Source organism: Chryseobacterium daeguense DSM 19388 (assembly GCF_000430825.1).
Classification (GTDB): Bacteria; Bacteroidota; Bacteroidia; order Flavobacteriales; family Weeksellaceae; genus Chryseobacterium; species Chryseobacterium daeguense.
Genome location: NZ_AUMT01000017.1, coordinates 51,329 through 73,471 on the forward strand (window position 1 = coordinate 51,329; position 22,143 = coordinate 73,471).

General features: G+C 35.5%; 27 protein-coding genes and 1 pseudogene. 16 read left to right on the top strand and 12 right to left on the bottom strand.

Features of this window, described 5'->3' with window-relative positions; genetic code table 11:
* The first annotated feature begins 176 nt into the window (after window positions 1-176).
* The 3 genes from H560_RS0117460 to H560_RS0117465 all read left to right on the top strand — a co-directional run bounded on the left by H560_RS0117460 (window position 177) and on the right by H560_RS0117465 (window position 1,510).
* Window positions 177-827: a DUF6759 domain-containing protein gene (locus tag H560_RS0117460; RefSeq protein ID WP_027381186.1), complete on the top strand. Its 651-nt coding sequence runs from the start codon at window positions 177-179 to the stop codon at window positions 825-827.
* 103 nt (window positions 828-930) lie between these two features.
* The gene (locus tag H560_RS23830) at window positions 931-1,101 is read left to right on the top strand and encodes a bacteriocin-like protein (RefSeq protein ID WP_407918628.1); all 171 of its coding nucleotides are present in this window, start codon (window positions 931-933) and stop codon (window positions 1,099-1,101) included.
* Window positions 1,052-1,510, top strand: a complete 459-nt coding sequence (locus tag H560_RS0117465; RefSeq protein ID WP_027381187.1) for a DUF6759 domain-containing protein — start codon at window positions 1,052-1,054, stop codon at window positions 1,508-1,510. The genes H560_RS23830 and H560_RS0117465 overlap by 50 nt, the downstream gene beginning before the upstream one ends.
* Window positions 1,511-1,596: 86 nt before the next feature.
* On the opposite strand, the gene rpsB is transcribed toward H560_RS0117465, so the two are convergent.
* From rpsB to rplM, 3 genes are all read right to left on the bottom strand, one after another.
* Window positions 1,597-2,358: a 30S ribosomal protein S2 gene (gene rpsB, locus H560_RS0117470; RefSeq protein ID WP_027381188.1), complete on the bottom strand. Its 762-nt coding sequence runs from the start codon at window positions 2,356-2,358 to the stop codon at window positions 1,597-1,599.
* A 183-nt stretch (window positions 2,359-2,541) separates the two neighbouring features.
* On the bottom strand, window positions 2,542-2,928 hold the full coding sequence (gene rpsI / locus H560_RS0117475; protein ID WP_027381189.1) for a 30S ribosomal protein S9: 387 nt from the start codon (window positions 2,926-2,928) through the stop codon (window positions 2,542-2,544).
* 5 nt (window positions 2,929-2,933) lie between these two features.
* The gene (gene rplM / locus H560_RS0117480) at window positions 2,934-3,389 is read right to left on the bottom strand and encodes a 50S ribosomal protein L13 (protein ID WP_027381190.1); all 456 of its coding nucleotides are present in this window, start codon (window positions 3,387-3,389) and stop codon (window positions 2,934-2,936) included.
* Window positions 3,390-3,797: 408 nt separating this feature from the next.
* Between rplM and H560_RS23450 the strand changes: the two genes are divergently transcribed.
* Both H560_RS23450 and H560_RS23455 read left to right on the top strand, forming a co-directional pair.
* Window positions 3,798-4,025: a DUF3667 domain-containing protein gene (locus tag H560_RS23450; RefSeq protein ID WP_228372498.1), complete on the top strand. Its 228-nt coding sequence runs from the start codon at window positions 3,798-3,800 to the stop codon at window positions 4,023-4,025.
* Between the two features lie 330 nt (window positions 4,026-4,355).
* Complete coding sequence (locus H560_RS23455) at window positions 4,356-4,901, top strand: hypothetical protein (RefSeq protein ID WP_228372499.1); 546 nt, start codon at window positions 4,356-4,358, stop codon at window positions 4,899-4,901.
* On the opposite strand, the gene H560_RS0117495 is transcribed toward H560_RS23455, so the two are convergent.
* Window positions 4,898-5,230 carry a hypothetical protein gene (locus H560_RS0117495; RefSeq protein ID WP_027381191.1) on the bottom strand — a complete coding sequence of 111 codons (333 nt, stop codon included), beginning with the start codon at window positions 5,228-5,230 and terminating at the stop codon, window positions 4,898-4,900. The two genes, H560_RS23455 and H560_RS0117495, sit on opposite strands and share 4 nt — an antisense overlap.
* A 276-nt stretch (window positions 5,231-5,506) precedes the next feature.
* On the opposite strand from H560_RS0117495, the gene H560_RS0117500 reads away from it, so the two are divergent.
* The 4 genes from H560_RS0117500 (at window position 5,507) to H560_RS0117515 (ending at window position 12,005) form a co-directional block, all read left to right on the top strand.
* Complete coding sequence (locus tag H560_RS0117500; protein WP_027381192.1) at window positions 5,507-8,854, top strand: methylmalonyl-CoA mutase family protein; 3,348 nt, start codon at window positions 5,507-5,509, stop codon at window positions 8,852-8,854.
* Between the two features lie 118 nt (window positions 8,855-8,972).
* Window positions 8,973-10,013: a hypothetical protein gene (locus H560_RS0117505; RefSeq protein WP_027381193.1), complete on the top strand. Its 1,041-nt coding sequence runs from the start codon at window positions 8,973-8,975 to the stop codon at window positions 10,011-10,013.
* Between the two features lie 40 nt (window positions 10,014-10,053).
* Complete coding sequence (locus tag H560_RS0117510) at window positions 10,054-10,764, top strand: Dph6-related ATP pyrophosphatase (RefSeq protein ID WP_027381194.1); 711 nt, start codon at window positions 10,054-10,056, stop codon at window positions 10,762-10,764.
* Between the two features lie 101 nt (window positions 10,765-10,865).
* The gene (locus H560_RS0117515; RefSeq protein WP_027381195.1) at window positions 10,866-12,005 is read left to right on the top strand and encodes a serine hydrolase domain-containing protein; all 1,140 of its coding nucleotides are present in this window, start codon (window positions 10,866-10,868) and stop codon (window positions 12,003-12,005) included.
* Here the strand turns inward: H560_RS0117515 and H560_RS21925 are convergent, their stop codons facing one another.
* On the bottom strand, window positions 12,006-12,731 hold the full coding sequence (locus H560_RS21925) for a hypothetical protein (protein ID WP_155845036.1): 726 nt from the start codon (window positions 12,729-12,731) through the stop codon (window positions 12,006-12,008). It abuts the gene before it with no gap.
* 5 nt (window positions 12,732-12,736) lie between these two features.
* Window positions 12,737-13,063: a PadR family transcriptional regulator gene (locus tag H560_RS0117525; RefSeq protein ID WP_027381196.1), complete on the bottom strand. Its 327-nt coding sequence runs from the start codon at window positions 13,061-13,063 to the stop codon at window positions 12,737-12,739.
* Window positions 13,064-13,145: 82 nt separating this feature from the next.
* Here H560_RS0117525 and H560_RS0117530 point away from each other — a divergent pair, with 82 nt between their 5' ends.
* Window positions 13,146-13,673 carry a 2'-5' RNA ligase family protein gene (locus tag H560_RS0117530; protein WP_027381197.1) on the top strand — a complete coding sequence of 176 codons (528 nt, stop codon included), beginning with the start codon at window positions 13,146-13,148 and terminating at the stop codon, window positions 13,671-13,673.
* 56 nt (window positions 13,674-13,729) lie between these two features.
* Here H560_RS0117530 and H560_RS0117535 read toward each other — a convergent pair whose 3' ends face one another.
* On the bottom strand, window positions 13,730-15,088 hold the full coding sequence (locus tag H560_RS0117535) for a peptidase M64 domain-containing protein (RefSeq protein WP_027381198.1): 1,359 nt from the start codon (window positions 15,086-15,088) through the stop codon (window positions 13,730-13,732).
* A gap of 2 nt (window positions 15,089-15,090) precedes the next feature.
* Entirely contained in the window at window positions 15,091-15,582 is a 492-nt protein-coding gene (locus H560_RS0117540) for a hypothetical protein (RefSeq protein WP_155845037.1), read from the bottom strand.
* A 98-nt stretch (window positions 15,583-15,680) separates the two neighbouring features.
* On the opposite strand from H560_RS0117540, the gene ruvC reads away from it, so the two are divergent.
* Window positions 15,681-16,235: a crossover junction endodeoxyribonuclease RuvC gene (ruvC, locus tag H560_RS0117545; protein WP_027381200.1), complete on the top strand. Its 555-nt coding sequence runs from the start codon at window positions 15,681-15,683 to the stop codon at window positions 16,233-16,235.
* Window positions 16,236-16,241: 6 nt separating this feature from the next.
* Here the strand turns inward: ruvC and H560_RS23030 are convergent, their stop codons facing one another.
* The 4 genes from H560_RS23030 to H560_RS0117565 form a co-directional block, all read right to left on the bottom strand.
* Entirely contained in the window at window positions 16,242-16,379 is a 138-nt protein-coding gene (locus tag H560_RS23030) for a hypothetical protein (RefSeq protein ID WP_155845038.1), read from the bottom strand.
* A 71-nt stretch (window positions 16,380-16,450) separates the two neighbouring features.
* The gene (locus H560_RS0117555) at window positions 16,451-16,651 is read right to left on the bottom strand and encodes a hypothetical protein (RefSeq protein ID WP_027381201.1); all 201 of its coding nucleotides are present in this window, start codon (window positions 16,649-16,651) and stop codon (window positions 16,451-16,453) included.
* 55 nt (window positions 16,652-16,706) lie between these two features.
* On the bottom strand, window positions 16,707-17,123 hold the full coding sequence (locus H560_RS0117560; RefSeq protein WP_027381202.1) for a lipocalin family protein: 417 nt from the start codon (window positions 17,121-17,123) through the stop codon (window positions 16,707-16,709).
* Window positions 17,124-17,201: 78 nt separating this feature from the next.
* The gene (locus H560_RS0117565; RefSeq protein ID WP_027381203.1) at window positions 17,202-19,100 is read right to left on the bottom strand and encodes a zinc-dependent metalloprotease; all 1,899 of its coding nucleotides are present in this window, start codon (window positions 19,098-19,100) and stop codon (window positions 17,202-17,204) included.
* 219 nt (window positions 19,101-19,319) lie between these two features.
* On the opposite strand from H560_RS0117565, the gene H560_RS0117570 reads away from it, so the two are divergent.
* From H560_RS0117570 to H560_RS0117585, 5 genes and pseudogenes are all read left to right on the top strand, one after another.
* On the top strand, window positions 19,320-20,390 hold the full coding sequence (locus tag H560_RS0117570; protein ID WP_027381204.1) for a DUF4407 domain-containing protein: 1,071 nt from the start codon (window positions 19,320-19,322) through the stop codon (window positions 20,388-20,390).
* Window positions 20,391-20,538: 148 nt separating this feature from the next.
* A pseudogene (locus H560_RS22785) lies at window positions 20,539-20,667 on the top strand (tail fiber protein); the annotation flags it as partial.
* 156 nt (window positions 20,668-20,823) lie between these two features.
* On the top strand, window positions 20,824-21,021 hold the full coding sequence (locus H560_RS0117575; RefSeq protein ID WP_027381205.1) for a KTSC domain-containing protein: 198 nt from the start codon (window positions 20,824-20,826) through the stop codon (window positions 21,019-21,021).
* Between the two features lie 108 nt (window positions 21,022-21,129).
* Complete coding sequence (locus tag H560_RS0117580; RefSeq protein WP_081414002.1) at window positions 21,130-21,597, top strand: redoxin domain-containing protein; 468 nt, start codon at window positions 21,130-21,132, stop codon at window positions 21,595-21,597.
* Window positions 21,598-21,599: 2 nt separating this feature from the next.
* On the top strand, window positions 21,600-22,118 hold the full coding sequence (locus tag H560_RS0117585; RefSeq protein WP_027381207.1) for a DsbA family protein: 519 nt from the start codon (window positions 21,600-21,602) through the stop codon (window positions 22,116-22,118).
* The last annotated feature ends 25 nt before the right edge of the window (window positions 22,119-22,143 follow it).

Genomic DNA, 22,143 nt, shown 5'->3' on the forward strand with positions numbered 1-22,143 from the left:
AAAAACAAAAAACGAGATGAGAAAAAATATGAACACAAAACACAATTATCATTTAGCTTAAACGTTTTTTAAGTAACAAATTTGCTTAAAGCTATTATAGGTTGTAGAAATTACAGCCTGTAAATATTATAACACACACTCTAGAATGAAAATTTATTTATTAAACTCTATTACTTATGAAAAAATGTTCCCAAATCATTGGGCTGCTTCTTATAGCAGTCTCCTGTACTACAAGTAAAGTTGCAAAAAAAGATGCCCCTAATATCCTGGAAAGCAAGGATATCAAAGAAATTGAAAGCTTTCTGAAAACATCCCATCCGGATGATCCCAGAAGAACTGTTCTAAAGCCAAAGCTAATTGCTCTTAAAAACGCAGAATGGACTAAAGGCAAGAAAGATGCAAAACCCATGGAGGCCAGACCTGTCATTTCGGAAATCCCAACTGGTTTTTTTAAGAATTCCGGTTCTTCTGAAGCCGAGGAGTTTAAGCAACTGATTGCCTCTACCTCTAAGGAGCACCAGGATAAAACAGTAAAGCTTCTGAATGCAATGTTTAATGAAGATATCAGCAGTAAGGAAGTGATTCTATTATTTAAAAATCTGTCTGATTGTAATCTTGTCCTTAGAATACAAGGCAAAAACTTCTATAATATGGCAGTTCCTGCAAAGGGTGAAAACTTTATCGTGATTAATAAAGGAACTTACATCTTGACGAGTAATGTATGTGATGTCGTTTATTCTTCTAAAAAAGATATTAATAAAAGTATTTTTTTAACAATTAATAACCCGGTGCAAGTGGGGAATAAAGTTGCTTCCGGCAGTAAATAATCTTAAAGGCTACAATAAAACACTTAATGGTGCGTTATTCTCAAAAATAGATAAGCGATATCCGAAAAGCTAAAAGAGTAGGAAGAAAAATAAACTAAAACAAATGAAAAACTTTAAAAAAATTTCCAGAGAAGGACTTAAAAATATCGTCGGAGGAATAAGAAACCCTTATGAAGCCGAAGATCAAATTACAATGTGTTACAGTCTTCTTTATTGTTTAGCCGATGAAAAACTTTTTTTATCTAAGCATATTTTGCCTTATTATTTCTCTTAACAGCTGCGGAACTAATTACCAGCCTAAATATCCGGTGAGAAGACCTTATCCTGTTGTTTCAGCTACAGGAAGCAGCACTACTTCCGCGAGCCAGACGGAAAGAGAATATCAGGCACTTATAAAGACCTATAAATCTGAAACGGCAGAGGTGTTAACAGATCTCCTGAATGACTCATCAGGCAACACAAAAACATCCATTACAGTGGAAAATAAGTCCAGCTGCAATATGGTTTTAACAATAAGCGGAAATAATTATTTCAAAAAAGTACCTATCGGAGCTCATAAAATAGGAGCTGTAATGGTTCCCAAGAATCAAAATTACAGTCTATCAGGAATGGTTTGCAATGCTGTATATCAAAAAACTAAATTTGTAAGCAGTTCTTATAATGTGGCAATTTCCAACAACTAAAATTGCAAAAAATTAATCCAGTTAAAATAAAACAAAACCGCTGAATCTAAGATTCAGCGGTTTTATATTGTTAAGAAATATCTTAATTATTCTGCATCGAAATCTGCATCTTTATCAGCAGAAATCACTTCTCCTTCTTCTTTAGATTTTTCTTTATCAGCTTTTCTCTGAGACTGACCTTCTTTGATAGCTTCAGAAACTACGTTAAGGATCATATCAATAGATTTAGAAGCATCATCGTTTCCTGGGATTACGAAGTCTACTTTTCTTGGGTCAGAGTTTGTATCAACAATACCGAAAACAGGAATACCTAATTTCTTAGCTTCCGTTACAGCGATGTGTTCTCTCATGATATCTACTACGAATACAGCAGATGGAAGTCTCACCATGTCAGCGATAGAACCTAAGTTCTTCTCAAGGTTTGCTCTTTGTCTGTCTACCTGTAATCTTTCTTTTTTAGATAAAGTTTCGAACGTACCGTCTTTTTTCATTTTGTCGATAGAGTTCATCTTCTTTACAGCCTTTCTGATCGTAACGAAGTTCGTTAACATACCACCTGGCCATCTTTCTGTAATATAAGGCATATTAAGTTCAGAAGCGTGTTTTGCAACTACTTCTTTCGCTTGCTTCTTAGTAGCTACGAAAAGAACTTTTTTACCTGCAGAAGTTAATTTTTCTAAAGCGTTACAAGCTTCGTCTAATTTAACAGCTGTTTTATGTAAGTCTACAATGTGAATACCATTTTTCTCCATAAAAATGTATGGAGCCATATTTGGGTTCCACTTTCTAGTCATGTGACCGAAGTGTACGCCAGCCTCTAGAAGGTCTTTTACATTTGCTTTTGCCATGTTTTTTGTTTTTGTTAGTTTACTTTCCGTCTTTTAAACAATCAACAACTTCTTTAGATGGGAGAAGCGTTTGGATGCTAAACGTAACGGGCAATTTTTTTGTTTTGATAAATAGATTTTAGATATAAAATAACAGACCAAATAAATTCTGAAATCTGAGATCTTGCATCTGAAGTCTGAAAATTAACGTTTTGAGAATTGGAATCTCTTTCTTGCTTTTTTCTGACCTGGCTTCTTTCTTTCCACCATTCTTGCGTCTCTTGTAAGTAAACCAGCTGGTTTCAAAGCTAATCTGAACTCAGCGTTGATTTCGCATAAAGCTCTTGAAATACCTAATCTGATAGCTTCTGCCTGACCTGTATTTCCACCACCGAATACATTTACGGTAACGTCATACTGACCAACAGTTTCAGAAAGGATAAATGGTTGGTTCAATTTGTAAACCATTACATCTGTAGAGAAGTATTCTTTAGCATCTTTACCGTTTACTGTAATGTTACCAGCACCTGGCTTTACGTAAACTCTTGCTACAGAAGTTTTTCTTCTTCCGATTTTGTGAACTGTAGACATATTAATTATTTAAATTCGTTAACATTAATTGTTTTAGGCTGTTGAGCTTCATGTTTGTGCTCAGTTCCTTCATATAAGTAAAGATTCTTAAGAATAGCAGCTCCAAGTCTGTTTTTAGGCAACATCCCTTTTACTGATTTTTCTAATACTTTTAAAGAATCTTTCTTTTGAAGTTCAGCCGCAGTCATAGACTTTTGACCTCCAGGATACCCTGTATGCCAGATATAAGTCTTGTCGTTCCACTTGTTTCCGGAAAGAGTAACTTTCCCAGCGTTCAAAACGATTACGTTATCACCACAATCTACGTGAGGTGTGTAGTTCGTCTTGTGCTTACCTCTCAAAATCTTTGCAACCGTAGAAGCTAGTCTTCCTAACGGCTGTCCTTCAGCGTCTACCACAACCCATTCTTTATTAGCAGTAGCTTTGTTCGCTGAAACAGTTTTGTAACTTAATGTATTCACACGTTTTAGTTAAAGATTAAACATAATTTTCCCCCTAAAAGGGTGTGCAAAGGTACAAATATTTTTCATAATGTAAAAACTTATTTCATTTTGTATTGCATCTCTTATTTAGGTTAAACGATTCGACAGATTTTGTCTATATAAATTATTTTTGGCATAAATATTGCGAAATGATTTCCGATGAAAAAATTATTTTAGAAGATTCTAAAAACACTAATGATAAAGTAAAGAGTTTGATCTCAAGCTCTTGCTTTATTGTTTTTTCCCTAAACATTCTTCAGGAAGCTTATCAATATCATTTTTCATAATTCTGATAAAATCAATTATCAGATTTATTATTTAATTTAAATTCAAAAATATTTTTGTTTTCCTTAAATAATTATATTTGCTCAAAATCCTGATAAAACTATGAGCCACGGTAAACTAAGAGAAGAAAAAGATTGCCTGAATTGCGGACATTTGGTAGAAGAAAGGTTTTGCCCGCACTGCGGACAAGAAAACACCCAGACGAGACAGCCCTTTCATTATCTGTTTACCCATTTTGTGGAGGATTTTACTCATTATGACGGCCAGTTCTGGAAGACAATGAAATATTTACTATTCCGTCCCGGCAAGCTTACCAAAGAATACCTTTAAGGCAAAAGACAATTATATGTAGCACCTGTAAAGCTTTATATTTTTGTAAGCTTTATTACTTTTTTCCTTCCATCACTATTTTCGAGTTCAAAAGAAGAGGAAATTACAGATCACAAGAAAAACGAAGCCGTACTGAAAGAAAATGAGCGTGAAGAACGAATTGCAAAACTCACGGACAGCATTTCGCGGGAATTAACAAAAGAAGGACTCATAAAAAAACCGGTTAATGTCAAAGATTCCAAGCTTACAGAAATCAACGGTAACAACATTGAAACAGATGCTCTGGGAGAAAGTGAAGACGGGAAAATAGTTGTTTTAAGAGCTAAAAATATGAAGCAGTATGACTCTCTTCATCGTCATGACATTAAAAACAAGAACCTTTACGAATTCATGGAGCCTTTCGCGAAGAAAGTTTTCTATTTACAGGATCAGGGACTGAAAAAAGAACAGATTATTGAGAAATTTGGCTATACTTTGGTTCATACACTGCCGAAAGCATTATTTATTTACCTTCCTATTTTCGCATTTTTCCTTTGGATTTTTCATAATAAAAAGAAATGGTGGTACTTTGAGCACGGTATATTCACACTTCATTACTTTTCATTTTTATTGCTGGGAATCCTTCTCTTAATATTCTTTTCACGGTTAGTAAGCCTGCTTCCCGATTACGGAATCCTGACATTTTTAAAAGTTCTGATCCAGATGGCAGCTACCTTATATATGTGTGCTTATTTCTTCATAGCTCATCACCGGGTTTATGAAAGCTCAAGAAGCATGAGCGTATTGAAGGGAATATTCTTGTTTATTGTGAACTTTATAGGGTTGCTTTGTATGTTTCTGGCGCTAGTATATGTAAGCTTTGTTACGATGCATTAATTACGCAGTGTTTTATTTGCTCTGAAGCTTGCAATTAAATAATAAGCCACAAAAACCGTTGAAAACTTCAGCACGGATGGAATCGCCAGCTCAAGTGTAAAAATCAAGGTACCTGTTAAAACCAAAACGCCCATAGCAACAAAAGATAATCCTAATTTCTGAGGCAATGTAAAGTTCGGAGTATCCAGGTAATAAGCAATTCCCCAGGCAAAACCGAAAGCAATGGCATAATAAAGATCAAGCCCGATATTTTTTGAGCTGTAAAAAAAATAATTAATCAAAAAACTTAAAACCGTTCCCAACGCAAAATACATCAATGCCTTTTTCATACCTATATAATTATAATGCAAAAGTAGAGAATTTAATTTGAGAATTTGAAGATGTGTTCATTTGAAAATTACCATTAAAATAAGAATTAAACTTTTAGTTTTTCACCTCAAATTTAGCCTTAATCTCAACCTTATCCTAAACTAATGTTTGTTAATTCAGGGAGGGCTAAATTCATTAAAATTATTTAAATATCTAAAAATCAAAGCCTTAAATCTAAACTTAAGGTTATTATTTTATTATTATATTTGGAAATTCAGAAATTTTCTAGATTTTTTATGGAAACCCAAAAATATACTCCTAAAAACAAAGTAAGAATCGTAACAGCCGCGTCGTTATTCGACGGCCATGATGCTGCGATTAATATCATGCGTCGTGTGATACAGGGAACCGGATGCGAAGTAATCCACCTGGGCCACGACAAATCTGCAGAGGAAGTTGTAAATACAGCTATTCAGGAAGATGCAAATGCGATCGCCTTAACTTCTTATCAGGGTGGTCACAACGAATATTTTAAATACATCTATGATCTTTTAAGAGAAAAAAACTCTCCGCAAATCAAAATCTTTGGCGGTGGCGGCGGCGTAATTCTGCCGGAAGAAATAAAGGAGCTGATGGATTACGGAATAGACAGGATTTATTCTCCCGACGACGGCCGTGAGCTTGGATTACAGGGAATGATCGATGATTTGGTGAACAGGTCCGATTTCGCGACAGGAAAAGATGTTACTGCGGACGATCTGGATGCAATCAACTTTGAAAACCCTACAAGCATTGCAAAAATCATTTCAGCTGTTGAAAACTTTTCAGAAGAAAAACCAGAGCTGGTAAAAGCAATTGATGAAAAATCAAAAGATTTAAATATCCCTATCATTGGTATCACAGGTACCGGTGGGGCCGGAAAATCTTCGTTAACAGACGAATTAGTAAGACGTTTCCTACGTTCAAACACCGATAAAAAAATCGCAATTATCTCAATTGACCCTTCCAAGAAGAAAACCGGAGGTGCACTTTTGGGTGACAGAATCCGTATGAACGCGATCAATGATCCGAGAGTTTATATGCGTTCGATGGCAACGAGAGAAAACAATGTTTCGGTTTCTCCGTTCATTCATTCTGCTTTGAATGTGTTAAAACTGGCTCATCCTGATGTAATTATTTTGGAAACTTCGGGTATCGGGCAATCCGGTTCGGAAGTATCTGATTTTGCGGATGTTTCTATGTACGTGATGACTCCTGAGTACGGAGCTTCCACACAGCTGGAAAAAATCGACATGCTGGATTATGCGGATTTAGTTGCTTTAAATAAATCTGATAAAAGAGGTGCTCTTGACGCGCTTCAAGCGGTAAGAAAGCAGTTCCAGAGAAACCATTTACTATGGGAACAGCCATTGGATGAAATGCCGGTTTATGCTACAAAAGCATCTCAGTTTAATGACCACGGAACAACTGAATTATACAACAGATTAATTTCTAAAGTCAATGATAAATTTTCAGGGTTAAACCTGCAAGGCTTCGTTGAACAGGAAATTACAGACGAAGTAACAATCATCCCTCCAAAAAGAGTTCGTTATCTATCTGAAATCGTTGAAAACAACAGGCTATATGATGCAAATGTTGAAAAACAGGCAGAATTAGCCAGAAAAATGTATCATATCGAAGGTGTAAAAAACTTCCTTTCCAGTGAAACTTTAGACGCTGAATATCAAAAAGCAGAAAAAGAACTTCAACAGGAAAATATTGACTTCCTGAAAACTTGGGATGACACGAAAAAAGCCTTCCATGAAGAGTTTTACTCCTATTTCGTAAGAGGAAAAGAAATAAAAGTTGAAACCTCAACAGAATCTTTATCTCATCTGAGAATTCCAAAAATCGCCCTGCCTAAATACAATGACTGGGGTGATCTGATTAAATGGAAAGGTCAGGAAAATCTTCCGGGAGCATTTCCTTACACGGCAGGAATTTATCCTTTCAAAAGAACCGGAGAAGACCCTACAAGAATGTTTGCCGGAGAAGGTGGCCCTGAAAGAACCAACAGAAGATTCCACTATGTTTCTGCAGAAATGGACGCAAAGCGTTTATCGACAGCGTTTGACTCTGTAACTTTATATGGTCAGGATCCTGCTTTACCACCGGATATTTATGGTAAAATTGGAAATGCGGGAGTTTCCATTGCGACATTGGATGATGCTAAGAAGCTGTATTCCGGTTTTGATCTGGTGAATGCTATGACTTCGGTTTCAATAACCATCAACGGACCTGCACCGATGTTGCTGGCTTTCTTCATGAATGCTGCCATTGATCAGAATGTTGAAAAATATATTGTTGAAAATGGTTTGGAATCTAAAGTTGAGGCTGTTTTAAAAGCAAAATTTGACGATAAAGGTTTAGAAAGACCAAAATATAACGGAGAACTGCCACCTTCCAATAATGGTTTAGGTTTAAAATTATTAGGAATTACGGGTGACGAAATTATTCCTGCTGATGTCTATGCTGAAATTAAGGCTAAAACCATCGCAACAGTTCGTGGAACGGTTCAGGCTGATATTTTAAAAGAAGACCAGGCTCAAAACACCTGTATTTTCTCTACTGAATTTGCCTTAAGATTGATGGGTGACGTTCAGGAATTTTTCATTAAAGAAAAAGTAAGAAACTTTTACTCTGTTTCTATTTCAGGATATCACATTGCGGAAGCGGGAGCAAATCCTGTTTCCCAGTTGGCATTCACATTAGCAAATGGTTTCACGTATGTGGAATATTATTTGTCGAGAGGAATGGATATCAATGATTTTGCACCTAACTTATCTTTCTTTTTCTCCAACGGTATCGACCCTGAATATTCAGTGATCGGACGTGTGGCAAGAAGAATCTGGGCTAAAGCCATGAAACTGAAATACGGAGCAGACGAAAGAAGCCAGATGTTGAAATATCACATCCAGACTTCGGGGCGTTCGCTTCACGCTCAGGAAATTGATTTTAACGACATCAGAACAACTTTGCAGGCATTGTATGCCATCTATGATAACTGTAATTCACTTCACACCAATGCTTATGACGAAGCGATTACAACGCCGACTGAGCAATCGGTAAGAAGAGCAATGGCTATTCAGCTGATTATCAATAAAGAATTAGGACTGGCGAAGAATGAAAATCCTCTTCAGGGTTCATTTATTATCGAAGAATTAACAGATTTAGTAGAAGAAGCTGTTTATGCAGAATTCGACAGAATCACGGAAAGAGGAGGAGTTCTCGGAGCAATGGAAACCATGTACCAGCGTTCGAAAATCCAAGAAGAATCGATGCATTACGAATGGCTGAAACACACCGGAGAATATCCAATCATCGGGGTGAATACTTTCCTTGGAAAAGACGGTTCGCCAACGGTTCGCCCGGGCGAAGTGATCCGTTCGACCGAAGAAGAAAAGCAATTCCAGATTGAAATGCTTCATAACTTCCAGAAATCCAATGAGGATAAATCTGCAGAAGCTCTGAAAACTTTACAACACGCAGCAATCAATCAGCAAAACTTATTTGAAGTGATGATGGATGCCGTGAAATATTGTTCGCTTGGGCAGATTACCAATGCTTTGTTTGAAGTAGGTGGTAAGTACCGTAGAAATATGTAGTCCGGCCCGTGTCGGGCAGACAATTATTAACTACTAAATGTTTTTAAAATTATAAATTAAACCTCAGGGAATTTTCTTTGAGGTTTTTTGTATTTTTATCAACAACAAAATAACCGTTATGAAAATCAGCTTTAAAAGGATATTATTTTTAACAGTCATCAGTTTCTCAACAGTTTTGTTTGCTCAGAAACGTACGGAAGATTTTACCATTGGCCTTCCCTCTCAAAAAGTTAATAAAAGTTATTATAAAAATATACAGATTATCGACAAAAGAATTGATACAACTTCAATAGGAATTGTTCAGCAGGGAGCATTGAATGCAAAAGCAAGGGTAGTTCCTACTTCTCCACTTTCCGATCAGTTTCAAAGCATTTTAAATAGCGTAAACGGAGAAAATACTGAAGACGGCAGCCTTGTTTTGTATCTTAAACAACTGTATTTTGCAGAAGTTTCAAAAGCTTTTACAGAATTTGGATATTGTTATTTTCAGGGATTTCTTTTCGCAAAAAATCAGGACGGGACCTATTCTTTACTTGAAAAAACAGACACTGTTATTGAACATAAATCCGCCGATGTTACTAAAGAAATTTTAAGAAAAGGCGGTGAAATGCTTGGAAAATTCATTGCAGAAAATGCATCTAAAAAACCTGAAACAACAGAACACTATACCCTTGACCAAGTAAAAAATTTCGAAAATATTGATAAACAATCCGTAAGCCTTTTCAATTCTGCTCAGCTGAAAGATGGTATTTACAGAGATTATAATTCTCTAAAAAATCAGCAGCCGCAGCAGGAAATCAGCAGTGTGAAGTTTTACGGGAATCAGCCAAAAATCCATAGAATATTTGAAACCGTAGATGGAAAAGAAAAAGAAATAAAGAAAGATGATATATATGCGATTATTTATCAAAGTGAACCCTATATTTATCTTGCTTTTGAAAATCTTTTCACCAAGGCAGAAAAAAGAGACAATGATTATTATTTTGTAGGAAAATTAAGATCCACGAGTCCAAATATCAATAATTTAAGCATTGGAATGTTTTTCGGAGTTGTAGGCGTTTTATTGACTTCAAATCCTGCTTATCCTTTTGAACAGAAAATAGATTATATCAACGGAGCTTTTATTCCTATTAAAGAAATTCAATCTAAAAAATATTAATTCACAGAAATCTCCCTACTTTTGGGAGATTTTATTTTATATGAAACCAAAAGCCATCTTCAACTGGAGCAGCGGAAAAGACTCTGCCCTTGCCTTATATAAAACGCTAAAAAACGATAAACTTGAAGTTACATCTTTGTTAACAAGCATAAATAAAGAATTTCAAAGGATTTCCATGCATGGCGTTCATGTTTCGTTGTTGGAAAAACAGGCCGAAAGTCTGGGATTACCTTTAATTAAAATGGAACTTCCCAAAGAACCGACGATGGAAGAATACCGAGAATTGATGAACAACACCATGAATGAGATACAATCTCAGGGAATTACACATTCTATTTTCGGGGATATTTTTCTGGAAGATTTAAGAAAATACCGCGAAGATCAACTGCAGGCTATCGGTATGGAAGCTGTTTTTCCGTTATGGAAGCAAAATACAACCGACCTTATCAACGAATTTTTAAGTTTAGGCTTCAAAACAATTGTGACCTGCGTAAACGAAACTTACCTGGATAAAAGCTTTGCCGGGAGGATTATTGATGAAAATTTTATTAAAGATTTACCGCAAAATGTAGATCCTTGCGGAGAAAACGGAGAATTTCACACCTTTACTTTTGACGGGCCTATTTTTAAAAACCCAATTGATTTTAAAGTAGGTGAAACCATTAAAAAAACATATCCTAAACCAAAATCCGATGAATGCGATGAAGAAGGAGAATACGTTTTCTGGTTTTGTGATTTGATTTCAAAATAAATAGTTTCCACATATTTAACAGTACCTCTTAATAAAAATTAGGAGGTTTTTTCTTATTTTTGATAGACAACAAATGCCCAAAAATTTATTTCTTACACCAAATGATTAAAAAAACACATTACATTTTATTATTATTTTCTTTTTTAATTAATTTAATTTCATGTCAAAAAGAGATTGAAGTAAAACCGGTTGATAAAAAAGCTATTATCGACAGTACCATAATTGCTTTTGAAAAAAATCTTCTGAAAAACCAGATTGATTCTGTTTTCAGCAAGTATAATTTTAACGGGAGTGTTGCCGTTTTTAAAGATTCTGTTGAGCTGTATAGGAAAAATCAGGGTTATGCTGATTTTAAAAATAAAACTAAAATTGATGATCGTACCGTTTTTGCAATCGGTTCTGTAACTAAACAGTTTACGGCAGTTTTAATCCTTCTTCAGATGGAGCAGAAAAAACTGAATGTGGAAGATAAAGTTTCAAAATATGTATCAGAATTCCAAAATAAAGACTACGAAAATATTACCATTCACCAGCTGTTAAATCATACTTCCGGTCTTAATACTTTAGGCGGAAAATTACAGTTTAAAAGCGGAACAGATTTCTTTTATTCCAATGACGGATTCAATACGTTGGGCAAAATCATTGAAAAAGTTTCAGGAAAATCTTATGAAAAAAATGTTTCCGAGCTCTTCCATAAAGCAGGAATGAATAGTTCTTCTACAGGCAATTCATTTAAAGGAAATAATTTCGCAGGAGCTTATCTGGGAACTGGAAAAGTTTATGAGGAAATCCAGAATATGCCGAAAAGACTGGGAAATAAAGAAATAGGAATTCCTGCAGGCGGAATCCTTTCAACGGTCGGCGACCTGCATACCTGGAACAACGCACTGTACAGCGGTAAAATTCTGAACCGGGAAACGTTGAAAAAATTCGAAGTTAAAAGTGCGGAAAGGCACCATCCTGTTTTCGGGAAAATGGGCTATGGCTACGGCATCATGTCAAATATCGGACACCCTGCAAGCTACTTTCACAGCGGATATGTGAAGGGTTCCCCTTCCCTGAATATTTTTTATCCCGAAACAAGAACTTCAGTTATCATCCTATCCAATATTGCAGATGAAGAAAAAGGAAAAAATCTGATTTTTAAGCCTCATGTAGAAATAAAAAAAATTACCGATGCCATTGAAAACACTATAGCACAAATGAAAAGTGATACCGTGGCAACGGCAGTTAAAATTTAGTTATGCTTCAGAAACTTTAATGAAATCTTTTATCTTCACCAGGGTTTTCTTGTGTTCAAAGAAGTTAATCAACAGAAATATAATGAAAACCTGTAAAATATAAGGCATAATTAAGGTTATAAGTAGAGGAAATATTTCCACCGGACTTTCTGTTCTGAAAAAACGATACGCATGCTTATCTTCCCTCAAAATGAGCTGAAACATTACATTAGCACAAATGACATACATTCCCAGATTCTGCTGGTACATTGTGTAATTTAGTTTTCCCTGAAATTTAAAGTCTCTTTTTACATATTTCCGCATTGAAGGATTAAAGATCCAAATCAAAAACGGAACTAAAAAAAACAGGCAGTTGTAAAGCCTGAAAAGATCATTATACATTTCCTGATCAGCTGAAAGATAGATCAGCAGAAGATTGACGGCAAAAGAAACCAATCCGAGAAGCAATGATTTTTTAAAAATTGCATTGTACTTTATTTTTACAATTCTTTTTACAATTACCGGAATCTGTTCATGATAAAATGCAGAATAACCAGTGCTTTTGAATTCACTTTCCCAAAGTTTTTTTGTTTTTAAAAACGCTTCGTCAAAATTTAAATTTTCATCCGACTGAATATCCAGAACCTGCGATATCATATGGTCTTTGACCTCCAATAAAATATCCAGCGGAAGCCTGTGAAAAATGAGATAATCCGTTATCTGCTGTTCCTGTTCTGTAGACATCATTGCAACTAGTTAATATTAAAAATCGTGTTGAGGTTAAATAAATAATTTTTCATCTCCGCTTCCTGTTCAATCTGCTGTTTTTTTCCTTTTTCAGTTAAAAGATAGTACTTCCTGTCTCTTCCATTTATTTTTTGAATTTCAGAAGTGATAAGTCCTTCCGCCTCCATTTTATGCAAAAGCGGGTACAGTGCACCTTCCGTCATTTCCAGCTCGCCTTGAGTAAGTTCTTTTGCACGCTGTGTGATCTGGTAGCCGTACATTTTCACTTGTTTTGCAAGCAGCTTCAAAATGATATTCTGAAGAGTACCTTTATAAAGACTGTTTTTTTTCAATTTTTATCTTTTATACCCCGCAAATCTATGCATAATTTTCTTATGTATAAAAAAATTCTTCCATTTTTCTTAATTTCAATTTATGAAAAAATATTATTTCATTGCTGTTTATCCACCTCAGCAAATCATTGATGAAGTAAAAACCTTCAAGCAAGACCTTGCTCGTCATTATGAAAATTCAAAAGCTTTGAAAAATGATGCTCATATCACTCTGTTTCCGCCTTTTACAAGAGAAGAAGAACTGGAAAATGACATTCATGTTGCTTTTCAAAAAATTGATACGAAAATTTCTCCCTTTGAAATTGAGCTTAACGGATTCGGAAGCTTTGGAAATCCCAAAAATCCCGTCATTTTTGTACAGCCCGAACCTAACGAAAATCTAAAAGAACTACACATGAAGGTTAGGGAAAGATTCAATTTTAAAAGTTATTCATTTAATCCTCATATGACTGTTGGGTACAAAAATTTGTCTTATGAAAACTATCTAAAGGCATGGGAAGTTTATAAAGACAAAGAATACAAAACTAAATTCTTAGTTGATAAAATCCTTTTACTTCGTCACGATCAAAAATGGATTCCGATCGCCGAGAAAAAGCTTGAAATAATTTGATATAATAAACAAAAAACCGGCTTTAAAGGCCGGTTCTTATATCTTAAGAATACTTATTATTCTATAATGATCTTTTGGGAGATTATTAATGTTTTGTTTTCAGAAACGTTCAACATATAGTTTCCTGAAGGAATATTATTGATGTCTACAAATAATGTGACATCATCTTTTAAATTAAATTTTACCGGGATCAGCCTTCCTGAAGCATCATATAATGCAAGCTCCACATTTTTTGAAAAGCTCTGTTTTCCTTTAATATAAAACTCTCCTTTTGCGGGATTGGGATAAATCGCGAATCTTCTTTCCTCAGCCTTTACATCAAAAGTACGTAAGGTTGATTTATTTAAGGTCCATGTAAGGTTCGTAAAGTGAACTGTATTATGGTTCGTTACTTTAATTAATGGATTATTATCTGTTACGGAAAAAAGAAGAGTATTATTTCCTGTGTTGAGCTGAGCGGGAGTAATTGTAACAGAGTTGCTCGTAGATGCTAATGGCGTTCCGTTTAATGTCCATGAATTCACCAAGGTATTAGGAACAGGAAGAATTTCATTCACCGTAAAAGTTACATTAGAATTGGCATTTACCGTAGAACTGTTTGCCGGTGTATATGAATCTATCGGGGAAACCAATGTATGAATTCTTTCAATGATTGCCTCCTTACAAACCGAGCAAAACTGCTGGTTGAGATACCTCATCTCACAGCTTTGGTGCGGACGGAACCATGTTGGGCTTTCTGCATGCGCATATATTCCTACTCCGTTCAGCCCTACCCAGTTTTTCCATTTTATGGTTGCTGGATTAGAATTTTGAGTTTTATTTGGTGATTCTCCGCTACCTGAAAACCAATACTCATCTGCCAGCTTCCCGAAAGAATGTCCCAATTCGTGAACTACAATTTCATTTGCAGAAGAATTGAGTGAAGCAAAAGCATAGGTTCCTCCACAGCCTCCGTATTGTGTTGTGTTTCCGAGAATATAAGCCATGTCAAAGTCCGGGAGATTTGCAGCTAAAACCTGTGTAACCTTCGTTGTATTCCCGTAATAGCAGCGGTGGACACCATTATCAAAAGAAGAGCTGAAATAATTATTCGGATTGCTCACCGGAAAAACAGGCTCCGTAACATCCGTAGCAGTTCCCGGATGTTTCACCCCTGATTCTGGTGAAATAACCTTGATGGCATAAGCATTAAAATAATTTTTATATTCCGTATAAGGGCTTTTTGTAAAAAGATAATTAATTGTACTCTGTGCAGAAGTCACAAAATCCGGAAGCTGAGCCGAGGTAAAGCCATCCCCCATCACTGCAATGTTAATACGCTTATCATTTGATCCGTTCTGTAAAACCGGAATCGTTTCAAAAACCTGAGCAAAGCAAAAGCTCCCGATAAAAAGTGATAATAAAGTTTTTTTCATGATTATAGTTTTTGAGTGAATATTAATTGTTTTCCTGTTTCCGATATTTTTTCGATTTTCACCATCTGAATTTCAGAAGAATATGAATATCTTACACTAAACTCAGCATTCTGAAGATTAATTTTCACTCTGCTGATTTCTTCTTTATCGTAAACTTCTCTGGAAGGGTTCAAAGGGTCTTCCACAATTTGTTTTACGATTTCTTTTCCGTCTGCACTGGTAAGAGAGACAATAAAGTCTCCGGCTTCCCCACGGTTTTCGTCAGAATTCTGAACTGCTTTTAATCTTCCCTCTGTAATTTTCATTTCCTCCAGGGTGATTTTTTCCGAACCGGACTTCTCTTTTTCTATTTTAAAAAAAAGATAAACAATTTGAGGTTTTTCTTTAAGGCTATGGACAGCAACCTCTTGATCTGCTCTGTCTAAATGATTTGACTGTAAAAAATGATACAACAAAAAGACAGGTAACGTTAAAAAAAGAATTAAATTTTTCATGGATTTTTTTTGTTAATTTAAGAAGAATTTCGCTTGTTTTTATTCAAAAAATATTTTTCTCATCATTAAAAATTACAGAAAGTCATATCTTTGACGCAATGACGGCAGAAAAAATTATTTTAGGCATCGACCCGGGGACTACGGTTATGGGTTTTGGAATCATTTCGATAAAAAAAGGCAATATGGAAATGATTTCCATTCATGAATTGTTGCTGAAAAAATATCCTAACCATGAAACGAAGCTTAAATATATTTTTGATAAGACTTTAGCCTTAATTGATGAGTTTCATCCTGATGAAGTTGCTCTGGAAGCTCCTTTCTATGGTAAAAATGTGCAGAGTATGCTGAAGCTGGGCCGTGCGCAGGGTGTGGCAATGGCTGCAAGCCTTTACCGGAACATACCAATTACCGAATATTCTCCGAAAAAAATTAAAATGGCCATCACCGGAAATGGTAATGCAAGCAAGGAACAGGTGGCAGGAATGCTTCAGAATCTTTTAAAGCTAAAGGAATTCCCCACTAAGTATCTTGATGCTTCCGATGGGCTTGCTGTGGCGGTTTGCCACCATTTTAATTCCGGGACTATTTCGGATACGAAGTCGTATACCGGCTGGGAAAGTTTTTTAAAACAAAACCCCAATCGTTTAAAATAATCAGTATTATTTAGACTTATACTCGGCAGGGCTTATTGTGAAATCTGCTGTAGGCTTTCCATTTTTATCGAAATAGGTATACTGCAGTGTGACATCATTTTTCCTGAACTCTTCCATATCTGCAGAAGTTTTTACAACATCCAATGCCCCCGCTTTGGATTCAGCTTTAAACGCTTCTATCTGTTCCGGAGTTACATTTTCTTTTACATCATCCGTTAAAGTATAATTATACTTAAAACTTTATTGGGAAGGGCAGAAACACTGTCAAGACGTATCCCGTTGTTCATGATCTGCGGGGTAAGCTTATTCATGCTTGCGGCAGCTTCTTTTAATTCGTCATCAATTGTTTTTTCCTTATTACACGAGACGAGAAACAGCGTAAAGCAGAGGACTGCAAATTTGATAAAATTTTTCATAATCTAATTTTTGTGGTTGATATATTAAAGATAATACTATTTTTTAAATAATATTTCACTTGGCCTCTCTTTCGTACACATCTTCAATTTCTCTTACTTTCCCATATAAAATTTCATTATAAACAATAGAAAATTTATTATCTGATATTACTTTATACTGCTCAGTTCTTTTCAAATCCAAATCAAAATAAGAAAAGCTGCTCTCTGAAACTGATATGGTAAGCCGCCCGGAATTACTTAAAATTTCGCAATTTTTCCCTGCAGCATAATTTTTTGTCAGCAGGATATTTCCATGTGAATTTTCAAAAAGCATTGTGTATTTCTTTTCACATTTATCCAGCGGATATAATTTTATTTCGCTTCCATCAAGATATTTCCTTTCGGTGAGCTTCCAGGTTCCGAGAAGATAATTTGCGAAGGCAGGATTGCTTTGTCTATTATTAATCCCCTTTTGCGAGTGACAGCTTATCATTAAACAAAAAAGAATAAAACACAGTATTTTTTTCATCTTACAAAAAAAAAGGCCCTCTTTCGAAGGCCTTTATTATTTTTAATTAACTAAGAATTTTTTTGAATTTCTTATTCCATTATTAGAATGATTGATGATATACACTCCTTTTGGAAGAACCTGATTGATCTGAATTTCATTGGTTTTTGAATTTCCTTTCTGAATAAGCTTCCCGCTCATTTCTGAAATCTGGTATTCTCCAAATATCTCATTTTTGCTTCCCGCTAACTTTAATTTATTATCAGCTTTTACAAACACGATTGCTGTTTCTGTATTATCTTTAACCTCTGAGGTTCCTAAAACATCCATAATTCTCACAGCATAATCTTCCATCTGGCCGTACTGCAATTGAGAGCAGGCATCAAAATCAGGAAGCGCAGCTGAAGCAAAAGTAGCCGCATCTACAGCAACTCTCATTCTTAAATAAGTATTTTTAAGAGCACCGGCAGGAGGAGTAATGTTGCTTGTAAGTGTTGTCGAAGCGCCGGAAGCCATTGTATTTGATGTAGTGTTCACTACTAATTCAGAAGCATCAAAAGCTCCGTTATTATTATAATCTATCCAAACTTTTACCTTGAATTTATCCGATTGAGGGAATCCGTTCAGGAAAGTAACCTTTAATGGCGATGCAGAGTTTGCAGGAATATCTGTATAGTATGCAGGTCTTATGCATGTAGCATTAGCATAATCCGCATAATAAACCGGTGCAGCCTCATCTGAATCATAGCCGTTTGTAGTACTGCTGATTGTTCCCATCACTACTCTGTATGGCCCGATAGCAAAATTATTATTGGTAGGGTGCAGAATTCCCGCAGGATTACATATTGCAGGAATTACGGATACAGTTGACGGCACGGTTACTGAAGGATCTTTTGCTCCTAGAGAATTGAGAAGGTTTTGTCTGTACTCTTTCATCATCATGATAGCTCTGTCTCTTTGCCCTTCCGTGAATTTTCTATTGATATTGGTATAATTCATAATATTATACTGGGTTCCGTCATAATTTACACCAGTACAAGGATCTATGCTGCTATTAGTAGGCACCGCCACTCCGTACATACTTCTGGATGGGGATGTGTCACATACACGATCTCCGTTTGTAGCACAGTTCGTATTTACAGGACAGGTTGTCTGGCTATTAGCGCTTATCCCCTGAAATGTATGATATAAACCGAATGCATGCCCTAATTCATGGGTAAGAGTAGTATCATTAGCATTTTTAATGGTTGCCACCTTCATAAAGCTTTCATAGCTATAATCATAAGCATCAGGGAACATTGCATACCCCATTAAGCCGTAGCTAAGCTGCTGCTGCCCATCAAATCCTATCACAACATAAATATTAAAATAAGAATTTTCCGGCCAGTGGGGTGCAATCTGACTCTTGATTGCATAGTCGCTGGCTCCATTGCTGCTATTCATTGCTACACCACTGTCATCATATTCGGGAAGAACACTTCCGTCGTATCTTATAATCCCTGTAGTAGGCATACAGCTTGGTGACCTTTTTGCAAGAACAAGTTTAAAAGGAATTACATTACCACCAGTAGGACCGGTTCCTTCAGGATAAAAGCCGTTTCCGTAGGTAGTAGCGTACATTTTATTTGCTCTGTCTATCCAGTTGATGATTTCCTGATCAGTAACCGCCAGATTCGCATTTGCTGCCGCACTGGATTCTATCACATGCACTACAACCGGAATTTCATATAGCTGACCTGTATAAAGACCGTTCCATGAAGTTGTACCTCCCACTTTATTCATGTAAGCATGTTTATCAATACTACTGAATTTTTCATCAGCTTCTTCTCTCATTTTCTGCAATCCCGGATACTTACGATCCATACGCTCCATTACAGTATCAAAACCACAAAAACCATGTGTGTTTTGAGCAAATACACTTACAAAAGAAAGAAGTGCAAATAAAAGTACATGTTTCTTCATTATATTATTTTTGATTAAAAAAATCTTGCGAATATAATAAATTTATTGCTATCCTTATAATAAAACATCTAAAACCTTTAAAATTCTTTAACACAAATAATAAAAATAAATATTGAAGTATCAATATTTTACAGCTTTTAAAGCTTACTTGGTAAAACATAATACTATCTTTTACAATGGTATGATTTTTAGTAGTATATTTATATTAAATTTTCTAGTATGAAAAATAACCAACAAACTATAAATCAAGTGAATCATAAAATAAATTGGTTCCAGAAGTTTCTAATGGTCTGTTCCGGAGGAAACATTCATATTTTGAGAAAAACACCCAGTGAATGGAATAAGTTTTCGGGGATTGGAGGCATTGTTCTTTTTACAGCTGTTTTTGCCACGCTCTCTGCAGGCTATGCCATGTATACCGTTTTTGACAATATCTGGGCATCTATCGGATTCGGGATTTTATGGGGATTAATGATCTTTAATCTTGACCGATACATTGTTTCCTCTATCAAAAAAACAGGCACATGGTGGAATCAGATTTTGATGGCAATACCAAGACTTGTACTGGCAACTTTCCTGGGAATAATTATTTCCAAACCCTTAGAACTTAAAATTTTTGAAAAAGAAGTCAATAAGCAATTAAATACAATTATCCAGAGAAATAAAAAACAGCTTCAGGGCGAGATGAACGGCCGAATCCTTCAGCAGAGCGGACCTTTCGATACTGAAAAGAAGCAAATTTCCGACAAGATTGCTCAATATCAAAAATCGTATGATTCTGCAGCTGTAGAGCTTGAAAAAGAAATTTTAGGGAAACAATCTGGTTTAACGAGTGGTAAAGAAGGTTTCGGACCCAATGCAAAACGTAAGCAGGAACTTAAAGAACAAAGAAGGCAGGATCTTGAAAACTATCAGAAGCAAGTAGCCCCAAGATTGGAATATTTAGATAAGGAAATTTCTAAAGTGTATACCAATTTAGAAACAGAAAGAAAATCTACGGAAACGTTCGAAGATAAATTCAATGGTTTTGCAGCAAGATTGCAGGCTCTGGATGAATTGGGAAAAAATTCAGCCATTATTGGTCTTGCGGCGGCTTTTATTATGGGACTTTTCATTTGTCTTGAAATTTCTCCGGTGCTGGTAAAATTAATTTCCCATGTAGGACCTTACGATTATCTCTTGGAAAAAACAGAAAATGACTTCCGTTTATACTCAAAAGAGAAGATAGAAAAAGGAAATGCACTTACTGATTTCAGGATAGACGATTTTAAAGACAACCTATACAAATAGGCTTTTATATTAAGTTATCATTACCTTTCAGTTAATTCTGAAAGGTTTTTTTATTTCATAATTAAAATATGTAGAATAATCCCTAACTTAGCAATACCTTAAATAAACTAATTTATCATGAAAGGCTTCAGATCCTTATCTTGGACAGATCGCTTTCGTACCTTACAATTTTGTACCTAAAAACTGGGCAGCATGTAACGGGCAGCTTTTACCAATTGCACAAAACCAGGCACTTTTTTCACTTCTGGGAACTACCTACGGAGGGAACGGAACCACAAAAAAATAAATACTAAAAACTTTCAGACTCATGAATTTAAATTCGTGAAAAAATAAACACAAAATGTCTATATAAACACCGATCATAGTTAAAGCCTTCAGAATTCCTGGAGGCTTTTATTTTCAATTAAGGAACATTTTTTGTAGAAAATTATTCATGCCATCATCAGTTGTAAATAATTATCTCTATTTTCTTGAAACTGAAATATTGCGGATCATATATCAGTCGGGAGCAGTGTACGATTATTTAAAAGTTCCGGCAGAAATTTTCGACAGGTTCAGAACAGCGCAGTCCAAAGGGCGTTTCCTGAATTATGTTATTAAACCTAAATTCAAATATAAAAAAGTAGAGTAATTTAATATTAATTTAAGTAAATCGATTGCATCAAATTAAATTCTTATACTTAAATTTATTCTACTTTTAAAATATAACAACTAATAAAATTAACAAATACCACAAAATATGATATTAGAAAAAGGAACCAAAGCTCTTGAATTTGAGCTTCACTCAACTCCGGACCAAAAATTAAAGCTTTCTGATTTTTCAGGTAAAAATGTTATCCTTGTTTTCTATCCTGCAGACTGGAGCCCTGTTTGCGGAGATCAGGTGACATTATATAATGAAATGCTGAGTATTTTCCGTAAATATAATGCGGAAATTCTTGGAATTTCCGTAGATAGCTCATGGTGTCATGATGCGTTTATGGGATACCGAAAACTTCACTTTCCACTTCTTGCTGATTTTAACCCAAAAGGCGAAATCTCGAAAAAATATGGAGTTTACAATGAAGAAAACGGAACTTCAAAAAGAGCTTTATTTGTAATTGATAAAGATGGGGTTATCCAGTGGAGTTATCTGTCGCCGGACGGGATCAATCCCGGAGCCGATGGCATTATTGACGCATTAGAAACTTTAAATAAAAACGCATAATTATGGCTGCATTAAGAATTCCTGTCGGAGAAAATGACCATGTTCAGGGAAACCTGGAAACAGCTAAGATAGTATTGGTGGAATATGGGGATTATCAGTGTCCGCATTGTGGCCATGCTTATCCATTAGTAAAAAAATTTGTAGAAGAATATGGTGATGATGTGGCTTTTGTTTTCAGAAATTTTCCGCTTACAGATTCCCATCGGTTCGCTATGCCGGCCGCCGCTATTGCTGAAGCAGCAGGAAAGCAGGGTAAGTTTTGGGAAATGCATGATCTTATTTATGAAAACCAAAATCAGCTTAGTGATGAAATGCTTAAAGAATCTGTGAAAACTTTACAGCTTGATTTTTCAACTGTTGAGAAAGACATCAATGAATCCGGCATAAAAGAAAAAATTGAAGAGGATTTTGAGGGTGGAGTAAGAAGCGGTGTCAACGGAACACCTTCCTTTTTTGTTAACGATCAGAAATGGGAAGATTATGACGGAACGTATGATTCTTTTGTTGGACTAATTTCTTAGTTGAAGCTGAATATGGTTTGGCTAA